Origin of the sequence: Actinoallomurus sp. NPDC052274 (genome assembly GCF_040679475.1) — a bacterium.
In the GTDB taxonomy this organism is placed as follows: domain Bacteria; phylum Actinomycetota; class Actinomycetes; order Streptosporangiales; family Streptosporangiaceae; genus Actinoallomurus; species Actinoallomurus liliacearum.
Map to the genome: position 1 here is coordinate 20,490 of NZ_JBFAUT010000045.1, position 23,258 is coordinate 43,747.

General features: G+C 69.9%; 20 protein-coding genes. 6 read left to right on the forward strand and 14 right to left on the reverse strand.

Going from position 1 to position 23,258, the window contains the following annotated elements:
* The first annotated feature begins 144 nt into the window (after positions 1–144).
* Positions 145–855, forward strand: coding sequence for an N-acetyltransferase (locus AB0K82_RS30900; RefSeq protein ID WP_364403833.1), 711 nt, complete (start codon positions 145–147; stop codon positions 853–855).
* Here AB0K82_RS30900 and AB0K82_RS30905 read toward each other — a convergent pair.
* The 5 genes from AB0K82_RS30905 to AB0K82_RS30925 form a co-directional block, all read right to left on the reverse strand.
* Positions 852–1,241, reverse strand: coding sequence for a tautomerase family protein (locus AB0K82_RS30905; protein WP_364403835.1), 390 nt, complete (start codon positions 1,239–1,241; stop codon positions 852–854). The two genes, AB0K82_RS30900 and AB0K82_RS30905, sit on opposite strands and share 4 nt — an antisense overlap.
* A gap of 216 nt (positions 1,242–1,457) precedes the next feature.
* Complete coding sequence (locus tag AB0K82_RS30910; RefSeq protein WP_364403837.1) at positions 1,458–2,891, reverse strand: hypothetical protein; 1,434 nt, start codon at positions 2,889–2,891, stop codon at positions 1,458–1,460.
* 74 nt (positions 2,892–2,965) lie between these two features.
* Entirely contained in the window at positions 2,966–4,195 is a 1,230-nt protein-coding gene (locus AB0K82_RS30915; protein WP_364403839.1) for a cytochrome P450, read from the reverse strand.
* A gap of 89 nt (positions 4,196–4,284) precedes the next feature.
* On the reverse strand, positions 4,285–4,878 hold the full coding sequence (locus AB0K82_RS30920; protein ID WP_364403841.1) for a DUF4291 domain-containing protein: 594 nt from the start codon (positions 4,876–4,878) through the stop codon (positions 4,285–4,287).
* Positions 4,879–5,129: 251 nt separating this feature from the next.
* Positions 5,130–5,624 carry a cupin domain-containing protein gene (locus AB0K82_RS30925; RefSeq protein ID WP_364403843.1) on the reverse strand — a complete coding sequence of 165 codons (495 nt, stop codon included), beginning with the start codon at positions 5,622–5,624 and terminating at the stop codon, positions 5,130–5,132.
* An 80-nt stretch (positions 5,625–5,704) separates the two neighbouring features.
* On the opposite strand from AB0K82_RS30925, the gene AB0K82_RS30930 reads away from it, so the two are divergent.
* Both AB0K82_RS30930 and AB0K82_RS30935 read left to right on the forward strand, forming a co-directional pair.
* Positions 5,705–6,556 (forward strand): LysR substrate-binding domain-containing protein, encoded by an 852-nt coding sequence (locus AB0K82_RS30930; protein WP_364403845.1) that lies wholly within the window; start codon positions 5,705–5,707, stop codon positions 6,554–6,556.
* Between the two features lie 162 nt (positions 6,557–6,718).
* Entirely contained in the window at positions 6,719–7,540 is an 822-nt protein-coding gene (locus AB0K82_RS30935; protein ID WP_364403847.1) for a DUF4253 domain-containing protein, read from the forward strand.
* A gap of 45 nt (positions 7,541–7,585) precedes the next feature.
* Here the strand turns inward: AB0K82_RS30935 and aspS are convergent, their stop codons facing one another.
* The 3 genes from aspS to AB0K82_RS30950 are packed head-to-tail and all read right to left on the reverse strand — an operon-like array spanning position 7,586 to position 11,335.
* Positions 7,586–9,376: an aspartate--tRNA ligase gene (gene aspS, locus AB0K82_RS30940; RefSeq protein ID WP_364403848.1), complete on the reverse strand. Its 1,791-nt coding sequence runs from the start codon at positions 9,374–9,376 to the stop codon at positions 7,586–7,588.
* Positions 9,373–10,641, reverse strand: coding sequence for a histidine--tRNA ligase (gene hisS, locus AB0K82_RS30945; protein ID WP_364403850.1), 1,269 nt, complete (start codon positions 10,639–10,641; stop codon positions 9,373–9,375). The genes aspS and hisS overlap by 4 nt, the downstream gene beginning before the upstream one ends.
* A gap of 10 nt (positions 10,642–10,651) precedes the next feature.
* Positions 10,652–11,335, reverse strand: coding sequence for an MBL fold metallo-hydrolase (locus AB0K82_RS30950; protein ID WP_364403852.1), 684 nt, complete (start codon positions 11,333–11,335; stop codon positions 10,652–10,654).
* A gap of 215 nt (positions 11,336–11,550) precedes the next feature.
* Here AB0K82_RS30950 and AB0K82_RS30955 point away from each other — a divergent pair, with 215 nt between their 5' ends.
* Both AB0K82_RS30955 and AB0K82_RS30960 read left to right on the forward strand, forming a co-directional pair.
* Positions 11,551–12,381, forward strand: coding sequence for a peptidylprolyl isomerase (locus AB0K82_RS30955; RefSeq protein ID WP_364403854.1), 831 nt, complete (start codon positions 11,551–11,553; stop codon positions 12,379–12,381).
* A gap of 212 nt (positions 12,382–12,593) precedes the next feature.
* On the forward strand, positions 12,594–13,823 hold the full coding sequence (locus tag AB0K82_RS30960; protein ID WP_364403856.1) for a DUF349 domain-containing protein: 1,230 nt from the start codon (positions 12,594–12,596) through the stop codon (positions 13,821–13,823).
* Positions 13,824–13,888: 65 nt separating this feature from the next.
* Here AB0K82_RS30960 and AB0K82_RS30965 read toward each other — a convergent pair whose 3' ends face one another.
* The gene (locus AB0K82_RS30965) at positions 13,889–16,063 is read right to left on the reverse strand and encodes a bifunctional (p)ppGpp synthetase/guanosine-3',5'-bis(diphosphate) 3'-pyrophosphohydrolase (protein WP_364403923.1); all 2,175 of its coding nucleotides are present in this window, start codon (positions 16,061–16,063) and stop codon (positions 13,889–13,891) included.
* Positions 16,064–16,421: 358 nt separating this feature from the next.
* Between AB0K82_RS30965 and AB0K82_RS30970 the strand changes: the two genes are divergently transcribed.
* Positions 16,422–17,861 (forward strand): penicillin-binding transpeptidase domain-containing protein, encoded by a 1,440-nt coding sequence (locus tag AB0K82_RS30970; RefSeq protein WP_364403858.1) that lies wholly within the window; start codon positions 16,422–16,424, stop codon positions 17,859–17,861.
* A gap of 38 nt (positions 17,862–17,899) precedes the next feature.
* Here AB0K82_RS30970 and AB0K82_RS30975 read toward each other — a convergent pair whose 3' ends face one another.
* The 5 genes from AB0K82_RS30975 to ruvB form a co-directional block, all read right to left on the reverse strand.
* Positions 17,900–18,439 (reverse strand): adenine phosphoribosyltransferase, encoded by a 540-nt coding sequence (locus AB0K82_RS30975; RefSeq protein WP_364403860.1) that lies wholly within the window; start codon positions 18,437–18,439, stop codon positions 17,900–17,902.
* A 76-nt stretch (positions 18,440–18,515) separates the two neighbouring features.
* Positions 18,516–19,664 (reverse strand): protein translocase subunit SecF, encoded by a 1,149-nt coding sequence (gene secF / locus AB0K82_RS30980; RefSeq protein WP_364403862.1) that lies wholly within the window; start codon positions 19,662–19,664, stop codon positions 18,516–18,518.
* Complete coding sequence (gene secD / locus AB0K82_RS30985; protein WP_364403925.1) at positions 19,664–21,388, reverse strand: protein translocase subunit SecD; 1,725 nt, start codon at positions 21,386–21,388, stop codon at positions 19,664–19,666. The genes secF and secD overlap by 1 nt, the downstream gene beginning before the upstream one ends.
* 121 nt (positions 21,389–21,509) lie before the next feature.
* The gene (yajC, locus tag AB0K82_RS30990) at positions 21,510–22,043 is read right to left on the reverse strand and encodes a preprotein translocase subunit YajC (RefSeq protein ID WP_364403863.1); all 534 of its coding nucleotides are present in this window, start codon (positions 22,041–22,043) and stop codon (positions 21,510–21,512) included.
* Positions 22,044–22,199: 156 nt separating this feature from the next.
* Complete coding sequence (gene ruvB / locus AB0K82_RS30995; protein ID WP_364403865.1) at positions 22,200–23,237, reverse strand: Holliday junction branch migration DNA helicase RuvB; 1,038 nt, start codon at positions 23,235–23,237, stop codon at positions 22,200–22,202.
* Positions 23,238–23,258: the final 21 nt, after the last annotated feature.

The window sequence follows — 23,258 nt, forward strand, 5'->3', positions numbered from 1 at the left end:
CGTGGCGGACGTCATGGTGAATGGCGCGTCCCCGGCGCGAGCACCTGTCCTCGCTCCTCGAGACGAGGCAGCCCGGCGGCCTGTGACATGGGAGGGAACGGGGTCGTGATCTCGTCGGCCGAGGGCGGGGCTAGCCTGTGCGGCGTGATCCCCTCCTCGATCGACGACCTCCTGGCGATCACCGGTGGCCACCCCTTGATCCGGAGCGTGCATCCCGCGCGCCGCGGCACGGCCTGGCGCGCCGACGGCGCGGTCGCCTTCCTGGACCTGAACCGCGACCGCGCGACGATCAAACGGGTCGTCGGGCTCGGCGCGCCCGCGGCGGTCGCCGGTCTGCTGACCGCGCTACGCGGCGAACTTCCCTCGGACGTGCACGTCAACGTGCCGCGCGGCACGCCGCTGCCGCTCGCCGACACGAGCGACTGGCGGTATCGGGTCGCGTACGAGGTGCCGCCGGTCCAGCCCGCGAAGGACCGCGTCGACTGGTACGACGACGGTGACACGATCACCGACCTGCTGAAGCTCACGAGCTCGGACTGGTCCGTCTGGCCCGGTGACGGCAGGGCGCGCCGCTGGGCGGCCGTACGAGGCGAGGCCGAGGGGCTGCTGGCCTGCCTGGCCGACACCACGTCCGCCCCGGAGGTCGGCCAGGTCGCGGCGATCGCGGTCCACCCGGACGCCCGCCGCCGGGCGCTGGGCGCGTCGATCACGGTCTGGGCCATGCGGCGGCTGTTCGAGGAGGGCTGTGACGGGGTCGGCCTGGGCGTCTATGAGGGCAACGCGGCGGCCATGCGGCTGTACGACCGGCTGGGCTTCGACGACGAGGCCCGCACCAGCGGCCGCCTCCCCTCCTAGTCCTCCGGGGCGTACTGCGCCAAGCCGTCGCCGAACGACCAGTCGATCGACTCGTTCTCGGTCAGGGTGATGAAGACGTTCCGCGGCTCGATTCCGGCGTACTCGTGGGCGAGCTCGGCGATCCGCCGGTAGAGCGCCCGCTTCCGCTCGGGCGAACGCCCGGACCGCATGGTGATCGCGACGTAGACGATTCCCTCGTCCCGGTGCACGCCGAGGTAGTCGTCGTAGCGCAGCGTGCTGCTCGTGCCGTCGTGCCCTGTCAGGACCTGGAACCGGTCGTCGGGCGGGAAGCCCATCGTCTCGCCCAGGGCCTCGTGCACGGCCCGGCCGAGCGCGTCGAGCCGTTTCTGGTCGGTCCCGAGCACGTCGATACGCACGAGTGGCATCTCAGCGGTCCTCCTTCGCCACGGATGGTCTCGGCGCCCGCCGAGAGTGGCTGTACATACTAGTAGGTACAGAGCCTCGGATGTGGATCGAGACCGCCTCGTGATAGGTCATCTCTCAATAGACGATCTTGTGACGGAGCGGCTCGTGCTGCATCCGCTGAACCCTGAGTACGCCGAACGCGTCGCGGGAAACACCCGCGACGACGACCGGGCGCGCTAATTCGAAACGCGCACGATGCCGGTGACCGTGCCCTGGTAGGTCACGCGTCCGGGAGCGATGCCGCCGACCATCTGGAGCGTGTCGTACACGGCGCCGACGCCGATGAACTGCTTGCGTACGACGGAGCCGGTGCCGGGATCGATCTCGGCGTAGTAGTACGGGTCCAGGATCGAGGTCGCGGTCGTTCCGGGGATCACCGGTTCGCGCAGGACCGTGTGGATCAGCCCGTCGCCGAGGGACAGCCGGGGCACGGCCGCGGACCGGACCTTGTTGTCCCAGCGCAGCGTGCAGCCGGATCCGCCGGGGCGAACGTCGACCCGGGACAGGCCGCCCACGAAGTCGGCGGTGGCGGGCACCGTGGCGCCGGACGGCTGGGTGGGGTACGGGTAGCCGTACGTGCTCGCGACGTACACCGAGTCGCCCGCGCCGATCGGTGAGTTCTCACTGCCGCTGCCGCCGGCCTTGAGCACCGGCACCTCGCAGACCGGATCTCCGGTCGCGGCCCGGTAGACCAGCAGGTTCACGGTGGGCGCGGCGTTGTCGACGATCGTCAGGTAGTCGGTGCCGTCGGTGGGGCCGAAGAAGGTCGGGGTCGACCCGCTGCCCCAGCTCAGCTGCCCCGGCTTGCGGCCGGGGCCCCGGTCGTACGTCCGCCGCCAGCGGACGCGCGGAGTGCCGTCCGCGTCGGCGGCGAGGAGGTAGGTGGCGTGCGTCGAGGTGACGGCGGTCCCGACGGGTGCGGTCGAGATGCTGTTGGCGATCGTCTCGCCGGCCGGGAGGGAGATGGTCCGGACGACGCCCGTCCTGTCGTCGGCGGTGCCGACCACGCCGTTCGCGGTGGCGAACCAGACGCGGCCCTGCCAGTCCGGGGAGATGCCGATCACCGAGTCGTCGCCCGACATGGCGCCGGCGAGCGACAGCGAGCCGTCGACCTGAAGCCGCCAGGAGCCGTCGGCCGCCTGGTGGTGCCCGATGCGTACCAGGTCGTGGTCGCCGTCCACGAGGACGAGGCGGTCCTTGTCGTCCAGGTAGGCGTAGACGCCGCCGAGCACGGAGGACCCCTTGGCGAGGGCCAGTTCGGCGATCGAGTCGCCGCTCGCCGGGTCGAGCAGATGGACGGTGGGGGTCTGGCCCAGGATCGTCGTGCACAGCGCGACGGGGCGGCCGTCGTAGCCGACCAGGATGGTCGGGCAGGCCGAGGCCAGCTGCGCCAGATGTGACTTCAGCGTCCCCGGGCCGGGGCCGGACAGCGTGGTGGCGTCCGAGGATCCGGTGTCGGCGTGCATGGTGGCGGTGCCGTCCGGGCCCGCGTACGGGTTGTGCGGGGGAAGCGGCACGGACGAGGCGACGGCCGGGCCGGCGGAAACGGAGGCGGCGAGGACGCCGGCGGCCAGGAGCGTCGCCGCGCGAGAGGTCAGAGCGAAGCGCACGAGGGGGCCCTCTCTATGAGATTGTCCACCAACCCTACATACTGAGTTGACAATTACCGAACCGCGCTCGGTCGTCAGTGGTCCCGCGCGCGTACGCGTATCCCCGTGGCCGGCAGGCTGACCCACCCACGGGTGAAGGCCGACCGCAACCGCCGCGCCCCGGCGAGGTCGACCCCGACCGTGGGCTGGCGGGCGAGGAGTTCCTCGAGCGCCACCCGCGCCTGCAACTGCGCCAGGTGGGAGCCGATGCAGAAGTGCACGCCGCTGGAGAAGCCGAGGTGCCGGGGTACCTCGCGCGTGATGTCCAGCCGGCCGGCGGTGGGCCCGAACTCGCGCTCGTCGCGGTTGGCCGCGCCGTACAGCATCATGACCTTCTCCCCCGCTGGGATCTCCACCCCGTGCAGCGTCACCGGGCGCAGCGTGGTGCGCGCCAGCCCCTGCACCGAGCCCTCCAGCCGGAGGAACTCCAGCAAGGCGTTCGGGATCAGCGCTGGATCGGCGACCAGCCGCTCGCGCTGGTCGTGGTGGGCGTCCAACAGCATGACGCCGTGCGAGATGAGGTTGCCGGTGGTGTCGTTGCCGCCGGCGACCATCACGAAGCAGAACCCGAGGATGTCCCAGTCGGTCAGGCGCTCCCCGTCCACCTCGGCCGCGGTGAGCGCGCTGATGAGGTCGTCGCCGGGGTCGCGGCGGCGGGCACTGATCACCTCGGAGAAGTACTCGAACATCTCGGCCACGGCGCCGACGGCGGCGGACTCCTCCAGCCGGAAGCCGCTGTCCTGCAGGCCGGTCAGCGCGGTCACCCATGGGTCGAACCGGGTACGGTGCCGCTCCGGCACACCGAGGAGATGCGCCAGGACGAAGGTCGGGATCGGCGAGGAGAAGTCCCGGTGCAGGTCGACCGGCTCGCCGTCGGCCGCCTTGCGCTCCAAGTCGGCGATGCGCGTTCGCACGAATTCGCGGATCAGGCCCTCCAGCGCGGCGACGCGACGCGGCGTGAAGCCCTTGCCGATCAACGCGCGCAGTTGCCCGTGCCGGGGCGGGTCGAGCATCACGATGGTCGGCGCGAGGCCGAGGGTGCCGATCTCGTCCGGATGGAAGGTCAGCCCCTGCTCCGAGGAGAAACGCGCGTTGTCCCGTACGGCGCTCCAGATGTCGTCGAAGCGGGACAGCGCCCAGAACGGCGGGTCGGAGTGACGGTGCACCGGATCGTGGTCGCGCAGGTGCCGGTACGCCGGGTACGGATCGATCTGGAACGCCTCGTCGAACGGATCGTACGTGGCGGGCTTCGCGCTGGCGGGCATCGCAACCTCGTATTGACGATCGGTCTGAAACGTCCGTCCTTCAGACGTTGTCTCATTCGGCGAGCCGGCGCAAGGGATGGTGGGATGTCTCAGACGTCCGCGCCGATGCGCCGGGCGAGTTCCGGATCGAGGGGATAGACGCGCTCACGCGGGACCAGGGCCCCGGCCTTCGCCGTCTCACCGTCGTGGAGCAGTCGCTGGATCTTGCGGACCAGCGGCGTCATGTCCTGGATGTCCAGGATCCACTCGTCGGCGTACCGATCGATGACGTGCCGGCTGAGTCCGACCTGGATGCTGCGGGCGTCGAGGGGCCGCCCGCGCAGCGTCCGCTCCGGGTCCCACTGGACGTGAACCCTGGAGTGCTTGAACGCGGCACGCCATTCGGCGCCGTCGCGGTAGAGGCGCCGGTCGGCGTGGGTCGGCACCGCCTGCGACAGCGCCTCCTCCCAGCCCTCCCGGCTGATGCGAACGGCCAGGATCATCTCCTGACCCGGCTTGCGCGCCCAGTCGCTGCGCGCCATGAGCCACAGGAACGACGGCTTGATCCAGGTCATGCGCGTCCGTGAGAACGGCGGCACGAACCGCCCCCGCTCGACCGCCGGCCGGGCGATCTCCGGCCGGTACGCCTGGTAGACGACGATCGACGTGCGGTCGTGGTCGGCCCTGATCTCATGCGTCCGCATGAGACGCCACGATCTCGCCGCACCGTGACCCGAGCAACCGATTTTCGGGTGCGCGGTCCGGACCTCAGGAGGCCCCGCTCGAAGTCACCGCCATGTCGTCGCCAGCCAGACGGTTACGGCCGCGGCGAGAAGGAGCGTCAGGTTGAGAGCGATCTGGCGGTCCCCGCGACTCAGGTGAACCACGACGTTCACGATGCCGATCCATGGGTTCCGACGTACGGGCGGCCAGGCGGTGCCTGTCCTCTCGGCCTTCAGGCGAAGTCGGTGGCGGGCTCGGTGGCGTAACGGCTCATGGTTCGGATGGTCGCCTGTGGGGTCACTGCCCGGCCACCGGCGATCATGTCCCGTAGGTCCCGGAAGTACTGCACGTAAAGGTCCGGTGTGAAAGTGCTGAGCATGACGGCCGGCTGGTCGGTCACGTTGGCGAACGTGTGGGGGGCACCGGGCGGGACCATCACGAGGGTGCCCGCGGTCGCGTCGTAGTCCTTCTCTCCGACGGTGAACCGCACCGTGCCGGAGATGATGTAGAAACCCTCGTCGTGCTGGGCGTGACGGTGCTGCGGCGGTCCGGGCGTGTGCGGCGCGAGGACGGACTCGGCGAGCCCGAGGCGGTGCCCGGTGTTGCTGCCGTCTTCGAGAACGCGCAGTCGCGTGGTACCCAGGAAGATCGTCTCGCCGTCATTCGGACCGACCACCGATACGGCGGGCTCGGCGAGCGGTGCGGCGTCCTTCGTTTCGTCTGTCATGCCCCGATTCCACTGCCAGGGCGCCGCGACTGTCCAAGACCCGTTCTCGGACGTCGATACCGTACGAGTATCGTCGCACCATGGAGCTACGCACGCTGCGCTATTTCGTCGCGGTCGCGGAGGAACTCCATTTCGGCCGGGCCGCCGCCCGGCTGCACATGAGTCAGCCGCCGCTGAGTCGGGCGATCAAGCAGTTGGAGACCGAGGTCGGCGCCACGCTGTTCGACCGGTCCTCGGCCGGCGTCACGCTCACTCAGGTGGGGGCGGTGCTGCTCGACGAGGCACGCGCCCTGCTCGCCCAGGCCGACCGGGTACGCACACGTGTGGCCGCGGCGGCCGGCGCCGCGACCATCACCGTCGGCATCCTGGGTGACACCACAGATCCGGGCGCGACACGCCTCGCCGACGCCTACCATCGGCGGCACCCGCGCGTCGAGGTCCGCGTCCGCGAGACCGACCTGACCGATCCCACCTGCGGGCTGCACGCCGGAGGGGTCGACGTCGCCCTGACCCGCGGGCCGTTCGACGAGACCGGTCTGGCCGTGCGCGAGCTTCGCGCCGATCCAGTGGGCGCGCTGCTGCGCGCCGACGATCCGCTGGCCCACCGTGACAGCCTGAAGCTGGCCGACCTGACCGATCGCCGCTGGTTCCTCTTCCCGGAGGGCACCGACCCCCTCTGGCAGTCGTACTGGAGCGGCGGGGAGCCTCGCGAGGGTCCGGTGGTGCGTGCCGTCCAGGAATGCCGGCAAGCGGTTCTCTGGAACGGCACGGTCGGCATGACTCTTCTGAACCACGAACCGGGAGAGGGGCTCACCGTGGTTCCGCTGATCGACATGCCGCTGAGCCGCCTGGTGGTGGCATGGCACGAGAGCGACAGGAATCCACTGATCCGCTCCTTCGTCCAGACCGCGATCGCCGCCTACCACGCCTGAGCGCCGCATCCGGCCTGACTTCATCGCCGGACACTCGGCGCAAACGCTCGGTCAACGCCGCCCGGACACGCCAGTTCACCCCTTACGTCCCGCTTCGGCGGCGCCTTTGCCGAGTGTTCGGGACGCCCGAGCCTGTAGGCGGAGGCTCCTACAGTCGGCCGCGTGACTGAAAGATCCTTTGCGGACGCCTTCGCCCGTCTGCCCGCGCACCTGCCCCCAGGGCGCCTCGTCTCCGCGGCCGAACACTGTTCGGGCAGCGAGTGCAGCCATCTCCCCGTGCTCTGGTGCAGTGACGAACCGCTGAAAGACGCCGCCGACTGGTGGCGGCGCCTCGACGCTCAGCGGGCCGCGACCGGGCTGTTGCCCGTGCTGCTTCTGTACTGCGACTACGTGTCGCACTCGGGCGGCCCCTGGGATGACGCCGCGTTCGACGTGACGGACTACTTCCGGGGCGAATGGCAGCGTTACCTGCGTCAGAAGGCGGAATGGGACGCCGCTCCCCCGGTTGAAGTCCCTGAGGGCGTGGTGCCCTGGCCGGATGATCCCGGCCCGCCGTTCGATACCTGGCCGGGTCTGGCCGCCGGGTCGATGCCGAGCCGTGACGTCGCCGAACACGCCGCCGCCATGGCGGCCGAACTGGCGCAGGACGGCGAACCCCTCCATCTCGCTCTCGTCCCGGTGGAGCGGAGCGCGGACGTCCTGCTGACCCTTGACTTCTACAAATGCTGCAACCACGTGGACCCGGGCGAGCTCTGGGCGGTGATCAGGTCGTGGGAGGACCGCTTCGGCGCTCGGCTGATCGGCGTCGTCGGGGGCACCGTCCACGTGTCGGTCGCCGCTCCGCCGCGCCCGGAGGAGGCGAACCGGCTCGCGCTGGAGCACTATCTCCTCTGCCCGGACAACATCGAGCAGGACTACATCGTCTTCGCCACCTATGCCGAGAGGCTGGTCGGCGCGCCGAGGTGGAGTTTCTGGTGGGACTGAGGCATCGACGGGGACCCCTGACCGGGATCCCCGTCGATCAGGCCCTCAGTACTTCTCGGTGGAGGGGCGGACGATGTGGCCGGGCTCGTTGGGCTCGGCCGGCTTCTCGTCCTCCGGGCGGACGTCGATGCCCGCCTCCTTGCGCTGCTCCTCGGTGATCGGCGTGGGCGCGCCGGTCAGCGGGTCGAAGCCGGACGCTGCCTTCGGGAAGGCGATCACATCGCGGATCGTGTCGCGGCCGGCCAGCAGCATGACGACCCGGTCCCAGCCGAACGCGATGCCGCCGTGCGGCGGCGCGCCGTACTTGAACGCCTCCAGCAGGTAGCCGAACTTCTCCTCGGCCTCCTCGCGGTCCAGGCCCAAGGTCTCGAAGACGCGCTGCTGCACGTCGCCGCGGTGGATACGGATCGAGCCGCCGCCGATCTCGTTGCCGTTGCAGACGATGTCGTACGCGTTGGCGAGCGCCTCCCCCGGCTTGTCGTGGAAGGAGTCGACCCACTCCGGCTTGGGCGAGGTGAAGGGGTGGTGGACGGACGTCCAGCCGCCCTCGGCGGTCTCCTCGAACATGGGCGCGTCGACGACCCAGGTGAACGCCCACGCGGACTCGTCGATCAGGCCGCAGCGGCGGCCGATCTCCAGGCGGGCCGCGCCGAGCAGCTCGCGGGTGGCGTGCGGCTTGCCGGCGCCGAAGAACACCGCGTCGCCGGGCTTGGCGCCGACCTTGGCGGCCAGGCCGGACCGCTCCTCCTCGGAGATGTTCTTGGCGACCGGGCCGCCGAGGGTGCCGTCCTCCTGCACCAGGACGTACGCCAGCCCCTTCGCGCCGCGCGACTTGGCCCAGTCCTGCCAGCCGTCCAGCTCCTTGCGGGTCTGGGAGGCGCCGCCCGGCATGACGACCGCGCCGACGTACGGCGCCTGGAACACGCGGAACGACGTGCCGGCGAAGTACTCGGTCACGTCGACGAGCTCGTTGCCGAAGCGCAGGTCCGGCTTGTCCGAGCCGTACCGGCTGAGGGCGTCGGCGTAGGTCATCCGCGGGATCGGACGCGGGATCTCGTAGCCGACGATCTCCTTCCAGAGCCGTCCGACGAGGTCCTCGGCGACCTGGAGGACGTCCTCCTGCTCGACGAAGCTCATCTCGATGTCGATCTGGGTGAACTCCGGCTGCCGGTCGGCGCGGAAGTCCTCGTCGCGGTAGCAGCGGGCGAGCTGGTAGTAGCGCTCCAGGCCCGCCACCATGAGCAGCTGCTTGTAGAGCTGCGGCGACTGCGGCAGGGCGTACCAGTGGCCCGGCTTGAGCCGCACCGGGACGAGGAAGTCGCGGGCGCCCTCCGGCGTGGAGCTGGTGAACGTCGGCGTCTCGACGTTGACGAACCCGTGCCCGCGCAGGACGTCGTGCACGATGTAGGAGCCCTGCGAGCGGATGCGCAGCGAACGCGCCAGGGCCTCACGGCGGATGTCGAGGTAGCGGTGCTTGAGGCGCACCTCCTCGTTGACGTTGGCGTCCGTCTCGATCGGGAAGGGCAGCGGCGCGGACTCGCTGAGCACCTCGATCTCGGAGGCGACGACCTCGATCTCGCCGGTCGGCAGCTCGGGGTTCTCGTTGCCCTCCGGGCGTACGCGGACCTCACCGGTGATCTTGACGCAGAACTCCGAGCGCAGGTCGTGCGCCGTGTCCTCTTCGCGGAACACGACCTGGGCGATCCCGGAGGCGTCGCGCAGGTCGATGAAGGTGACGCCCCCGTGGTCGCGGCGGCGCGCCACCCAGCCGGCCAGCACGACCTGCTGCCCGGCGTGGTCACGGCGTAGCGAGCCCGCCTCGTGTGTGCGGATCATCTTTGAGCAAGCCTTTCTTTCAACGTCGTCACGAGCTCGGCGAGCGGAACGGCGACCTGGTCGCCGCTGGCCAGGTCCTTGACCTGTGCGGACCCGGCGGCGATATCTCGCTCGCCGAGGATCACGGCGTACGCCGCCCCGGACCGGCCGGCTCCGCGCATCGCGCCCTTGAGCTTCTTGCCGTCGTAGGACATGTCGGCGGCGACACCTTCGCGGCGCAGCTGGGCGATCAACCCGAAGATCTTACGCTCGGCCTCCTCGCCCAGCGGCACGCCGTACACGTCGACTCCTCGCTCGGCGACGGCGGCGACCTCCTCGGCCTCCATGGCCAGGACCGTACGGTCGAGGCCGAGGCCGAAGCCGATGCCGGGCAGCGGCGGGCCGCCGATGTCCTCGGACAGCCCGTCGTACCGGCCGCCGCCGCCGATGCCGGACTGCGCGCCGAGCAACGGGTGGTCGAACTCGTACGTCGTGCGGGTGTAGTAGTCGAGGCCGCGCACGAGGCGCGGGTCGTCGACCCACGGGATGGACAGGTCGGCGAGCAGCTCGCGGACCCGGTCGTGGTGCGCCTTGCACGCCCCGCACAGGTGGTCGGTGACGAGCGGGGCGTCCTCGAGCTGGGCGCGCACCTCGGGCCGCTTGTCGTCCAGCACGCGCAGCGGGTTGATCTCGACCCGGGCGCGGGTGTCCTCGTCCAGATCGAGGCGGCGCAGGAACTCCTGCAGCGCCGCGCGGTACACCGGACGGCACTCCCGGCAGCCCAGGGAGTTGAGGTGCAGGGAGAGGCGGGTGAGGCCGAGGCCGCGGTAGAAGTCCCAGGCGAGCGCGATCGTCTCGACGTCGACCGCCGGGTCCTCGGAGCCGATCGCCTCGAGGTCCACCTGGTAGAACTGGCGGTACCGGCCCTTCTGGGCGCGCTCGTAGCGGAACGCCGGGCCGACGGCCCAGACCTTGACCGGCAGCTCGCCCTTGTTGAGACCGTGCTGGAGCACCGACCGCAGCACGCCGACGGTGAACTCCGGGCGTAGCGTGAGAGAGCGGCCGCCGCGGTCCTCGAAGGTGTACATCTCCTTGCTGACGACGTCGGTCGACTCGCCGACGCCGCGCGCGAACAGGCGGGTCTCCTCGAAGACCGGGAGTTCGAGGTAGGCGTAGCCGGCGCGCGTGGCGGCCGCGGCGAAGGCGTCGCGGGCGGCGAGGAAGGTCGCCGAGCGCGGCGGGAAGTACTCGCTGACCCCTCTGGGGGCCTGGAAGTTCGAGCTCATCGTGGTGTTCTCAAAGTCCCCTGTGCGGGCCGTCGATCGGGGCGATGTCCTTGAGGAACGGATTGGTCGCCCGTTCGCGGCCGATCGTGGTCTGCGTGCCGTGGCCGGGCAGCACGGTGGTCTCGTCCGGGAGCGGCAGGCACACCCGCGCCAGGCTCTCCAGGATGGCCGGGTGGTCGCCGCCCGGCAGGTCGGTGCGGCCGATCGAGCCGGCGAACAGCAGGTCACCCGAGAAGATCACCTGCTCGTCCGCGAGCCGGAAGGTCACCGACCCGGGCGTATGGCCCGGGGCGTGCTCGACGATCAGCTCCAGCCCCGCCAGCGTCAGCGTCGCGCCGTCGGCGAGCTCCCGTACGTCGTCGGGCTCGCTGAAGGTGAGACCGCCCAGCAGCTGCTGTCCGACGCCGAGCGGGAAGCCCTTGGCCGGGTCGGCCAGCAGGTCCCGATCGTCGGGATGGATGTACGCGGGGACGTCTCGGGCACCGCAGACCGGGGCCACCGACCAGACGTGATCGATATGACCGTGCGTGAGCACCACGGCGACCGGCTTGAGCCGGTGCTCGCGGAGGAGCTCCTCGACCCCGGACTCGGCGTCCTGGCCGGGGTCGATGATCACGCATTCCTCCCCCGCCGCGGGTGCCACGACATAGCAGTTCGTGGCGAAGGACCCCGCGGGGAACCCGGCGATGAGCACGATCGTCCTCTCTTAAGGCGCCTGCTTCCGGCAGCTTGAGCGTACCGGCGGCACGTGGCCGACCGCGAACGACATACGCGGGAGCGCCGCGGGGCGTCCGGTCTTGGACCGATTTGGCGGCCTCTGTGGGCCACTCAGGAAAATACCGGCCAGGACCGCTACGATGCGCAGCACGTTTCCCTGTTCATGACGCGAATCAATGAGGTGCGACACCGGTGGCGGGTAAAGACCGCAAGAAGCAGCTGGCCCGGCAGCGCTACGAGCGCCAGATGCAGCGCCGTGCGGCCCGGCGGGCGCGAGCACGCAGGATGAAGGTCATCGGCACGGTGGCCGCCGTGGCAGTGATCGCCGGTGGAAGCGGTGCCATCGCGTTCGCGATGAACAAGTCGGACAAGAAGACCACGACGACGGCCGCGTCCGCGTCGAAATCGGCCAGCGCGACGCCGACCGTCTCGGCGAAGCCCGGCGAGTGCGCCTACCAGCCCATGTCCGACCCGGGTGCCAAGAACGTCGGCACGCCGCCGGTGAAGCCGGTCAAGGGCACGTACGAGATGACGATCGACACCGACCAGGGCAAGATCGTCGCCAAGGTCGACGGCACGAAGGCCTCCTGCACCGTCAACTCGTTCCAGTACCTCGCGTCCAAGAAGTTCTTCGACAACACCAAGTGCCACCGGCTCGACACCGGCATCAAGGTGCTGCAGTGCGGCGACCCGACCGGCACGGGAAGCGGCGGCCCGGCGTACGGCTTCGGCAACGAGAACGTCCCCAAGGCCGACTCCTCGGGGCAGGCGACCTACAAGCGCGGCATGATCGCCATGGCGCACAGCAGCCAGCCGAACAGCAACGGCAGCCAGTTCTTCATCATGTACGGCGACGCGAAGCTGCCCGCCGACTACACGGTCTTCGGCGAGATCACGCAGGGGCTGGACGTCGTCGACTCGGTCGCCAAGGCCGGAGCGACCGCCGCCGACCCGCAGTCCGGGATGACCGCCCCAAAGAAGAAAATTGAAATAAAACACCTCACCGTCGCGAAGATGGGGTAATGGGGAAGGTTAGGGTGGCCTGCGGGAGTACGACTCCCGAGGTCGTCACGGTGGGTCCGGCGCCCGACGAACGGCCCGGGCCTTGAAACAGGAGGCAACGGTGTGCAGCGCCACCGATCCTTGGGGAATCCGGCACGGGGCAGGCGGAGACGGCTCCGTCCGGGTCGTCCGGCCGCTCATGGCGGGCACGCTCCACGACCGGGAGGGCCACGGTGACCGCTGATCCCTGGGGCCGTGTCGATGAGAACGGCACCGTCTACGTCAAGACCGCCGAGGGCGAGCGCACCGTCGGTTCCTGGCAGGCCGGCGCGCCCGAAGAGGCCCTCGCGTACTTCCGGCGCAAGTACGACGCGCTGGTCACCGAGATCGACCTGCTGGAGCAGCGGATCAAGACGACGGATCTGGCTCCCGCGCAGGCCGAGCACAGCATCGCCCGGCTCCGGGAGTCGGTGACCGAGGCGCACGCGGTCGGTGACCTGGACAGCCTGGCGCGGCGGCTGGACGCCCTGACCGGGCTGCTCGGCCGCCGGCGCGAGGAGATCAAGGTCGCCCGCGACCAGGCCCGCGGCCACGCCCGCGAGGTCAAGGAGCGGATCGTCGCCGAGGCCGAGCGGATCGCCGCCGAGGAGACGCACTGGAAGAACGGCGGTGAGCGCCTCCGTCAGCTGGTGGAGGAGTGGAAGGCCGCCGAGCGCGTCGACCGGCCGACCGAGACGGCGCTCTGGAAGCGCCTGTCGACGGCCCGCAACGCCTTCACCAAGCGCCGCAAGGCGTACTTCTCCAACCTGGAGGAGGAGCGGGAGACCTCCCGGCACGAGAAGGAGCGCCTGGTCGCCGAGGCCGAGGCGCTGAGCAACTCGGGCGACTGGGGTCCCACGGCCGCCGCCTACCGCGACCTGATGCGCCGGTGGAAGATGGCCGGACGGGCGTCCCGGGAGGTCGAGGACGAGCTGTGGGCGCGGTTCAAGGGCGCGCAGGACGTCTTCTTCGCCGCCCGGTCCGCCGCCTTCGCCGAGCGCGACGCCGAGTTCCGGCAGAACGCCGAGGCCAAGGAGAAGGTCCTCCAGGACGCCGAGCGGATCCTTCCCGTCCGGGACGTGCGCACCGCGCGCCAGATGCTCCGCACGATCCAGGAGCGCTGGGAGTCGATCGGGATGGTGCCGCGCGACTCGCGGGACCAGCTCGAAGGCCGGCTGCGCCGGGTCGAGGAGGCCGTGCGCTCCGCCGAGGAGTCGGAGTGGCGGCGCACCAACCCGGAGGCCCGGGCACGCGCCGAGGCGACGGTCACCCAGCTGCGGTCCTCCATCCAGCAGCTCGAGGCACGCCTGGACAAGGCGCGCAGCGGTGGCCGCGACAAGGACGTCAGGGACGCCGAGGAGGCCCTGACGGCACGCCGCGCCTGGCTGGAGGAGGCCGAGCGCACCCTCGCCGAGTTCTCCTGATCTCGAGAACCTGAACGGAAGCGGCCCGGTCTCCAGTGGAGACCGGGCCGCTTCCGTTACTCGCCTCAGTTCGTGACGCGGTAGACGTCGTAGACGCCGTCGACGTTGCGGACGGCCTTCAGGACGTGGCCCAGGTGCTTCGGATCGCCCATCTCGAAGCTGAACCTGCTGATCGCCACCCGGTCGCGATTGGTCGCGACGGAGGCCGACAGGATGTTGACGTGCTGGTCCGACAGCACCCGCGTGATGTCGGACAGCAGCCGGGTGCGGTCCAGCGCCTCGACCTGGATGGCCACGAGGAAGACCGAGTCCTCCCCCGGCGACCACTTGACGTCGACCATGCGGTCGGGCTGGGTACGGAGGTTCGCGACGTTGACGCAGTCCTCCCGGTGCACCGAGACGCCGTTGCCCCGGGTGACGAAGCCGACGATCTCGTCGCCCGGCACCGGCGTGCAGCACCGGGACAGGCGCACCCACACGTCCGGGTCACCGGCCACGACCACGCCCGGGTCGCCCGCGGGCCGGGACCGCCGCTTCTTGGTCGGGATGACGGTCTCGTCGAGGTCCTCGGCGGCGCTCTCCACCCCGCCCAGGGCGTCGACGAGCTTGCTCACGACGCTCTGCGCGGACACGTGGCTCTCGCCGATCGCGGCGTACAGCGCCGAGACGTCGGAGTAGCGCAGGTCGTGCGCCAGCGCCACCAGCGCCTCGCCGGACAGCAGCCGCTGCAGCGGGAGGTTCTGCTTGCGCATCGCCCGGGCCAGGGCGTCCTTGCCCTGCTCGATGGCGGTCTCGCGGCGCTCCTTGGAGAACCAGTGCTTGATCTTGTTCCGGGCGCGGGCGCTCTTGACGAAGTTGAGCCAGTCCCGGCTGGGCCCGGCGTCGGGCGACTTGGAGGTGAAGATCTCCACCGTGTCGCCGTTGTCGAGGGTCGACTCCAGCGGCACGAGCCGGCCGTTGACCCGGGCGCCGATCGTACGGTGCCCGACCTCGGTGTGGATGGCGTACGCGAAGTCCACCGGGGTCGCGCCCTGCGGAAGGGCCAGGACCTGCCCCTTCGGGGTGAAGACGAAGACCTCCGAGACCGACAGGTCGAAGCGCAGCGACTCGAGGAACTCCGCCGGGTCGGTGGTCTCCTTCTGCCAGTCGAGGAGCTGCCGGAGCCAGGCCATGTCCCCCGCCTTGCCGGGGGGCGCCCCGCCCCCGACCGTCTCCTCCTTGTACTTCCAGTGCGCCGCGATGCCGTACTCGGCGCGGTTGTGCATCGCGCGGGTACGGATCTGCAGCTCGACGGGCTTGCCCTCCGGGCCGATCACCGTCGTGTGCAGCGACTGGTACATGTTGAACTTCGGCATCGCGATGTAGTCCTTGAACCGGCCGGGGACCGGGTTCCATCGCGCGTGGATCGTGCCGAGTGTGGCGTAGCAGTCGCGGACGGTGTCGACGAGGACGCGGATGCCGACGAGGTCGTAGATCTCCTCGAAGCCGACCTCGCGGGCGATCATCTTCTGGTAGATCGAGTAGTAGTGCTTCGGCCGGCCCTTGACCGTCGCCTTGATCTTGGCCTCGCGCAGGTCGGCCGAGACGTTCTCGATCACTTCCTGCAGGTAGATGTCGCGGCGGGGAGCGCGCTCGGACACCAGCCGGGCGATCTCGTCGAACCGCTTCGGGAAGAGCGTCTGGAAGGCGAGGTCCTCCAGCTCCCACTTCAGCGTGTTCATGCCGAGGCGGTGGGCCAGCGGCGCGAAGATCTCCAGGGTCTCGCGGGCCTTGCGCTCCTGCTTCGGCCGCGGCAGGTAGCGCAGGGTGCGCATGTTGTGCAGCCGGTCCGACAGCTTGATGACCAGCACCCGGATGTCGCGGGACATCGCCACGACCATCTTGCGGACGGTCTCGGCCTCGGCCGCCTCGCCGTACTTCACCTTGTCGAGCTTGGTGACTCCGTCGACCAGGGCGGCGATCACGTCGCCGAAGTCGGACCGCAGCTGGTCGAGGGTGTAGGTCGTGTCCTCGACGGTGTCGTGCAGCAGCGCGGCGCAGAGCGTCTCGGTGTTCATCCCCAGCTCGGCGAGGATGGTGGCGACGGCGAGGGGATGGGTTATGTAGGGATCACCGCTCTTGCGCTTCTGGTGGCGGTGATGGTGGGCGGCGACGTCGTAGGCGCGCTCGACGGTACGCACATCCGCCTTCGGATGGGTGTTCCGGAGCGTTTTGATCAAAGGTTCGAGTACGGGATTCATCGTTGGACCACGCTGGGCGCCGAGCCGGGCGAGCCTTCTGCGCACCCGGGCGGCGGACGGCGCGGCCGCGCTCGTTGGCGTCGCGTCACCGTCATCCGGCTTCGGCTCGGGGGGACCGCCGGGCGCCGCCGGCGACGGGGGCTTCTCCGCTTGGGCCCGCGAGGTCAGCGCGGCATCGGATACCGCGTCGGACGAGACCACCTCACCGGGCACTCAGCCTCCCCATTCATGCGTCGGAACCACAGTTTATCCGTAGTCGTTTTCCAGTCGGTGCCCATCACCCATTCCGGGCAGGGGCCGAGGGGAGCCCCGGACGATCTCGCGAGATGCTGGGACGGCACCGGCGAAAGTGAGCCCGATGAACAAGACACTCCGCAGGATGACGGTCTTCGCGCTGCTCATGGTCCTGGCGCTCATGGTGAACGTCACCTACATCCAGGGCGCGCAGGAGCAGAAGCTGCGCGACGACCCGCTCAACGCCCGGCACTTCCTCGCGCAGTTCAACCGGAACCGCGGGTTGATCATGGCGGGCGGCACGGTGATCGCCAGGTCGCGCGACACCGGCCAGAAGGACTTCCGGTATCAGCGCGAGTACCCCGAGTCCGAGGTGTTCGCGCCCATCACCGGCTACTTCGCGCCGAGCGGCGGCGTGACCGGCGTGGAGGCCGCCGCCGACGGTCTGCTGGCCGGCACGGACCCGCGGCTGACCGTCCAGCACTGGTTCGACGCGATCGTCGGCAAAACGAACCAGGGCGCGACCGTCGACACGACCATCGATCCGGCGGCCCAGCGCGCGACGTACGAGGCCCTGCGCGCAAGCACCTCACGCCGGGCCGCGGCCGTCGCGATCGACGTGAAGACCGGCGCGATCAAGGTGATGGCGTCCTATCCGTCGTTCGACGCCAACAGCATCGCGGTGCACTCCACGACCGCGTCGGCGAAGGCGTACGAGCGGCTGCTCAAGGCCGCCGGCAGCCCACTGATCAACAAGGCGATCGATGAAAGTTTCGCGCCCGGGTCCACCTTCAAGATCATCACTTCGGCCGCGGGCATGGACAAGCGGGGGCTCAGCAAGGACAGCCCCGTCGACACTCCCGGCGTGCTGACCCTGCCCTCCGGAAACCCTCTGCACAACGACGCCGACTCCGGCCCGTGCAACGGCGGGCAGTTGCCGCTCATCGAGGCGTTCGCGCAGTCGTGCAACAGCACGTTCGGCAAGCTCGCGCTGGACATGGGCCAGAAGAACCTCGGCGCGGAGGCGTCCGGCTTCGGGTTCGGGCAGCACATCCCGATCGAGAACAACCTGCGCAGCGCCGCCAGCGTCTACCCGAAGAACATGGGCGGCGACGACGTCGGGCGCAGCGGAATCGGCCAGGGCAGCGTCTCCGCGACGCCGCTGCAGATGGCCCTCGCCGCCGCGGCGGCCGCCCACGGCGGCGTGGTGATGAAGCCGTACCTCATCCAGCGCGTCACCTCCCCGGACCAGTCCGAGATCGAGGCGGCCTCGCCCAAGGAGCTCTTCCGCGCGACCAGCGCGCAGACCGCGAGCCAGCTCCAGGACATGATGCGGGAGGTCGTCTCGACCGGCACGGCACGCGGCAAGGTGTCCGGAAACATCGCCGGGAAGACCGGCACCGCGGAGACCGGCCTCTCGTACAACGAGCGGTGGTTCGCCGGGTTCGCCCCGGCCGACGATCCGAAGATCGCCTTCGCGGTGGTCACCGAGGGCACCGGCTTCGGCGCCGACGCCGCAGGCCCGATCGTCAACCGCATGGTCCAGGCTCTCAACGTGCAGTGAGGCTCCTACTCGCGGTGACGGCGCGGAGGGAGGGCGCCTCAGCCCTGGATGAGCGCGTGGACGTCGAGGTCGGGCAGCCGGTCGCGGCCCTTGAGGAAGCCGAGCTCGATGAGGACGGACAGGCCCGCCACCTCGGCGCCCGAGCGGCGGACGAGCTGGGCGGCCGCGGCGGCCGTGCCGCCGGTGGCGAGCACGTCGTCGACGATGAGCACCTGCTCGCCCGGCGCGAGGGCGTCCTGGTGCACCTCGATCGTCTCGCTGCCGTACTCCAGGTCGTAGCTCTCGGTGTACGTCGCCGCCGGGAGCTTGCCCTTCTTGCGGACCGGCACGAATCCGGCGCCGAAGTGGTACGCCACCGGAGCCGCCAGGATGAAGCCGCGGGCCTCGATCCCCACGACCTTGTCGATCGTGCCCCGGCCGTAGTAGGCCACGATGGCGTCGACGACGGCCGCGAACGCGGTGTGGTCGGCCAGCAGCGGACTGATGTCCTTGAACACCACCCCGGCCTTGGGATAGTCGGGGACCTCGCGGATCCGCTCGTTGATCAGCTTCGTCAGGTCGACCGGTCGCGAGGACACGTTCCTCCTCCTAGACGCCATCTCGCGGCGGATCAGGCGATCCGCCGCGAGATGGGCACGATGCTCGTTCTTCGGCTCAGCGCTTCTTCTTGCCGCTGGGCCGTCCCTTGGCGCCGCCTCGGCGCGGCTGCTGCCGCGGACCATTCTGCACGACCCGGACACCGGCCCCGACAGAGGATGCCTCCGCCTCGTCCTGGACGTCGTCCTCCGGCAGCTCGGCGACCTCGACCTCCGGCTTGGCCTTGCGCTTGGCGCTGTTGGCCTTGGCCGCCACCCGCTTGGCGAGCGTCCGGTACTTCTCCTGCCGCTCCTGCAGGTCGGCCACGATGGGCGTCGCGATGCAGATGGAGGAGTAGGCACCGGCCAGCATGCCGACGAACAGGACGAGGGCCAGGTCCTTGAGAGTGCCGGCGCCGAGCACGCCGGCGCCGATGAACAGCAGGCCCGCGACCGGCAGCAGCGCGATGACCGTGGTGTTGATCGACCGGACCAGGGTCTGGTTGACCGCGAGGTTCGCCGCGTTGCTGTAGGTCATGGTGTTCGAGGTGGTCAGCGACCGGGTGTTCTCCCGGACCTTGTCGAACACGACGACCGTGTCGTACAGGGAGTAACCGAGGATGGTCAGCAGGCCGACCACCGAGGACGGCGTCACCTCGAACTGCACGAGCGAGTAGACGCCGACCGTGATGAGGATGTCGTGCGCCAGCGCGATGATCGCCGCGACCGCCATTCGCCACTCGAACGCGATCGACAGGTAGATGATGATCGCGACCAGGAAGACCAGCAGACCTTCGATGGCCTTCTGGGAGACGTCCTTACCCCAGCTCGCGCCGACGCTCTGCGGGCTGACGTCGTCGGGCTTGGCCAGGTGCAGCTTCTGCTGCACCGTGTCCTGGACCTTGGTGACGTCCGTGGAGCTCAGGCTCTCGGTCTGCACCCGCCAGCCGGTGCCGGTCTTCTGGACGATGGGGTCTTCCTTGACGACCCCGGCGGCCTTGACCGCGTCGCGGGCGTCGGAGGTCGTCACCCCCGGCTTGGTCGGGAACTGGAAGACCGTGCCGCCCTTGAACTCGACGCCGAAGTTCAGGCCGAGGGTGAGCAGCGAGACGACGCTGATGACCAGGATGAGGCCGGAGATGGCGTACCAGGTCTTCTGCCGCCCGACGAAGTCGAGCGAGATCTCGCCGCGGTGCAGGCGACCACCGATGTTGCCCAGGCGTGACATCAGGCCTCCTTGGTGCCGACGGGACGGGTGGTGGCGCGCTTGGTCATGCCCAGTGTGCTCGGATCAAGGCCGGAGAACCGGTGGCCCCGGCCGAAGAACTTCGTCCGGGCCAGCAGCGTGACCAGCGGCTTGGTGAAGAAGAACACCACGACCACGTCGATCAGCGTGGTGAGTCCGAGGGTGAAGGCGAAGCCCTTCACGCCGCCGATGGCGAACCAGTACAGCATCAGGGCGGCGATGAACGACACGGCGTCCGCGACGATGATCGTGCGCCGGGCGCGGACCCAGCCGCGTTCGACGGCGGTGCGGAGCGTGCGACCCTCGCGGATCTCGTCCCGCAGCCGTTCGAAGAAGACGACGAAGGAGTCCGCGGTGATGCCGATCGCCACGATCGCACCGGCGATGCCCGCCAGGGACATCCGGAAGTTGATGAACTTCCCGAGCAGCACGACCGCCTCGTAGGTGAGGACCGTGGCGACCACCAGGCTGAAGATCGCGACGAAACCGAGGCCGCGGTAGTAGAAGAGGCAGTACAGCACGACCAGGCCGAGGCCGATCGCGCCGGCGAGCAGGCCGGCGGTGAGCTGGTCCTTGCCGAGGGTGGCCGAGACCGACTCGATCGAGCTCTGGTTGAACTTCAGCGGCAGCGCGCCGTACTTCAGGACGTTCGCCAGGTCGGTGGCGTCCTGCTGGTTGAACTGACCCTCGATCTGCGCGTTGCCCGACGTGATCGCCTCCTTGACGCCCGGCCAGGAGTAGACGGTGCCGTCGAGGACGATCGCGAAGTGGTTGCGGGTGTTGTTCTCGCCGAGCGCGGCCGCCTCCTGGGTGAAGGTGGCGAACGCCTTGGTCGCGGTGCCGTTCAGGTCGAGGCTGACGACCCACTGCACCCGGCCGTTCTGCGGGTCCGGCGGCATGGCCTGCGCCTTGGTGACCTGCTCACCGGAGATCTTGGCCGGGCTCAGGATGAACTTGTAGTCGACCTTGTGGGTCTTGGGGTCCGGCTTGGCGCACACGGCGGCCTGCTTGGCAGGGTCCAGCGTCCTGCCCTGGCCGACGTCGTTGCCGACGCAGGTGAGCTTGTCGAACTGCGCCTTGACCGCCGGGTCGACGCCGGAGAAGTCCTCGCCGGTCTGCTGCTGCTGTTGCTGCTGGAGCTGCTGCTGCAACTGCTGGAGCTGCTCGGGCGTGAGCGACTGCGAGGCACTCGGGCTCGGCGCGGCCTTCCCGGACGTGGACGGCTTCGGCGTCGCCTTGGTGAGCGCCTGCGCGAGCGCACGGCCCTTCGGCGTCGCGCTGCCGGACGGCTTGGCGCTCGCGCTGCTCGACGGCTTGGCGCTGCCGGAGGGGCTCGCCCCGCCCTTGGCCTTGCCCGTGCTCGTCGGGCTGGGCGTGGAGGTCGGCGTCTGCTGCGGAACACCCACCGGCGCGGCGACGAGCACCTGGCGGAACTCCAGCTTCGCCGTGGTGCCGATGGTCTTGACGACCCGTTCCTGCCCCTGACCGGGGACCTGGACGACGATGACGTTGTTGCCCTGCTTGGTCACCTCGGCCTCGGAGACGCCCAGGCCGTTCACGCGCTCGCGCATGATCTTGATGGCCTGGCCCATCTCGGAGTCACCGATCTTGGCACCGGGCTTCGTGGGCTCCGCGGTGAGCGTCACGGTGGTGCCGCCCGCGAGGTCCAGTGCCAGCTTGGGCTTCTTTTGGCCCTGCCAGAACATCAGCCCCACCAGGGCTACGGCTATCGCGAACAGCGCGAGGAGAACGCGCCCTGGTTTTGCAGTGTTTCTGCTTGGCGGAGCCACGGTCGTCTTTCGTCCTTCGTCTACGGTCAGGTCCTGGTCAGGCCGACGGCTTCTTGCCGGCCTTCTGCTCGCCGTCCTTCAACGTTTCCGCTGGTTTCTTGTCCTCCGCGACGGTCTTCGCGTCGGTCTTCGGCTCGATGTCGTCCTGCGCGACTTCGGGCTCGGCCTCGGCGTCGGCCGTCGGCTCGTCGGCGGCGTGCTCCTGAGCGAGCTCCTCGGCCTCGTCGGACTCCTCATCCTCTTCCTCATCGGAGGGGTCGTCCAGGACCTGGGCGATGGCCTGCTTGACGAAGCGGGCCTCGACCCCCGGAGCGATCTCCAGGACGAGCGCGTCGTCCTCTACGGCGGCGACCGTCGCGAGCATTCCGGCGGTCGTCATGACCCGCTGGCCGGGCACCAGCTGGTTCTGCAGCTGGGACTGCTGCTGCTGCCGCCGGCGCTGCGGACGGATCAGCAGGAAATAGAAGACCACGACGATGAGGATCAGGGGAAGCAGCGACATCAGCGGATTGCTGCCGCTCTTCGCCGCGACGACGTGGGTGAGCGCTGTGATTGTTGTGTTGCCCTGCACCGGGGCATCCTTCCGATGTGAGAGTTGAGCCCGCCGTCGACTTGTTCGCGCCGCGAAAGGCGTGCCATCTGCTGACGGCGACCGGCTCCGGAGTGTAAAGGAGTACCTGAAACCCCGGCAACGACGGGACGAACCCGCGCGCCGAGAAGTTCCCCGTCACTCCTCTGCCACTTCGAAAAGCGTACCTTCCGCCGTGGGCGGTGGGGCTAGACCGAGGTGCCGCCAGGCGGCCGGTGTCGCGATCCGTCCCCGGGGGGTGCGGGCGATGAGGCCCTTGCGCACCAGGAAGGGCTCGGCGACCACCTCGACGGTCTCCGGCTCCTCCCCCACGGCGACCGCGAGGGTCGACAGGCCGACGGGGCCGCCGCCGAACTTGGTCAGCAGCGCCTCCAGCACCGACCGGTCGAGCCGGTCCAGCCCGTCGGCGTCGACCTCGTACAAGGTCAGCGCCTGCCGGGCCACCTCCTCGGTGATCACGCCGTCGGCGCGCACCTCCGCGTAGTCGCGGACCCGGCGCAGCAGCCGGTTGGCGATCCGGGGCGTGCCCCGGGCGCGACGGGCGATCTCGGAGGCGCCCGCGTCGTCCATCCGCACATCGAGGAGCCGGGCCGAGCGCTGGATGATGCGCTCGAGGTCGGCGGGCTCGTAGAAGTCCATGTGCGCGACGAACCCGAACCGGTCGCGCAGCGGGGCGGGCAGCAGCCCGGCCCGGGTGGTGGCGCCCACCAGGGTGAACGGCGCGATGTCGAGCGGGATCGCGGTGGCGCCTGGGCCCTTGCCCACCACGACGTCGACCCGGAAGTCCTCCATCGCGACGTACAGCATCTCCTCGGCCGGGCGGGCCATCCGGTGGATCTCGTCGAGGAAGAGCACCTCGCCCTCGGAGAGCGTGGACAGCACGGCCGCGAGGTCGCCGGCGCGCTCGATCGCCGGACCGGAGGAGATCCGCAGCGGCACGCCCAGCTCACTGGCGATGATCATCGCCAGGGTCGTCTTGCCGAGGCCGGGCGGCCCGGACATCAGGAGGTGATCCGGTGCCCGGCCGCGCCGCATGGCGCTGTGCAGGACGAGCGACAGTTGCTCGCGCACCCGCGCCTGGCCGATGAACTCCTCGAGGCGCTTCGGCCGCAGCGCCGCGTCGATCACCTTGTCGTCGCCGTCGGCGATCGGCGAGACGAACCGCTCGTCGCTCACGCGCCCGCTCCCCCACCGGTA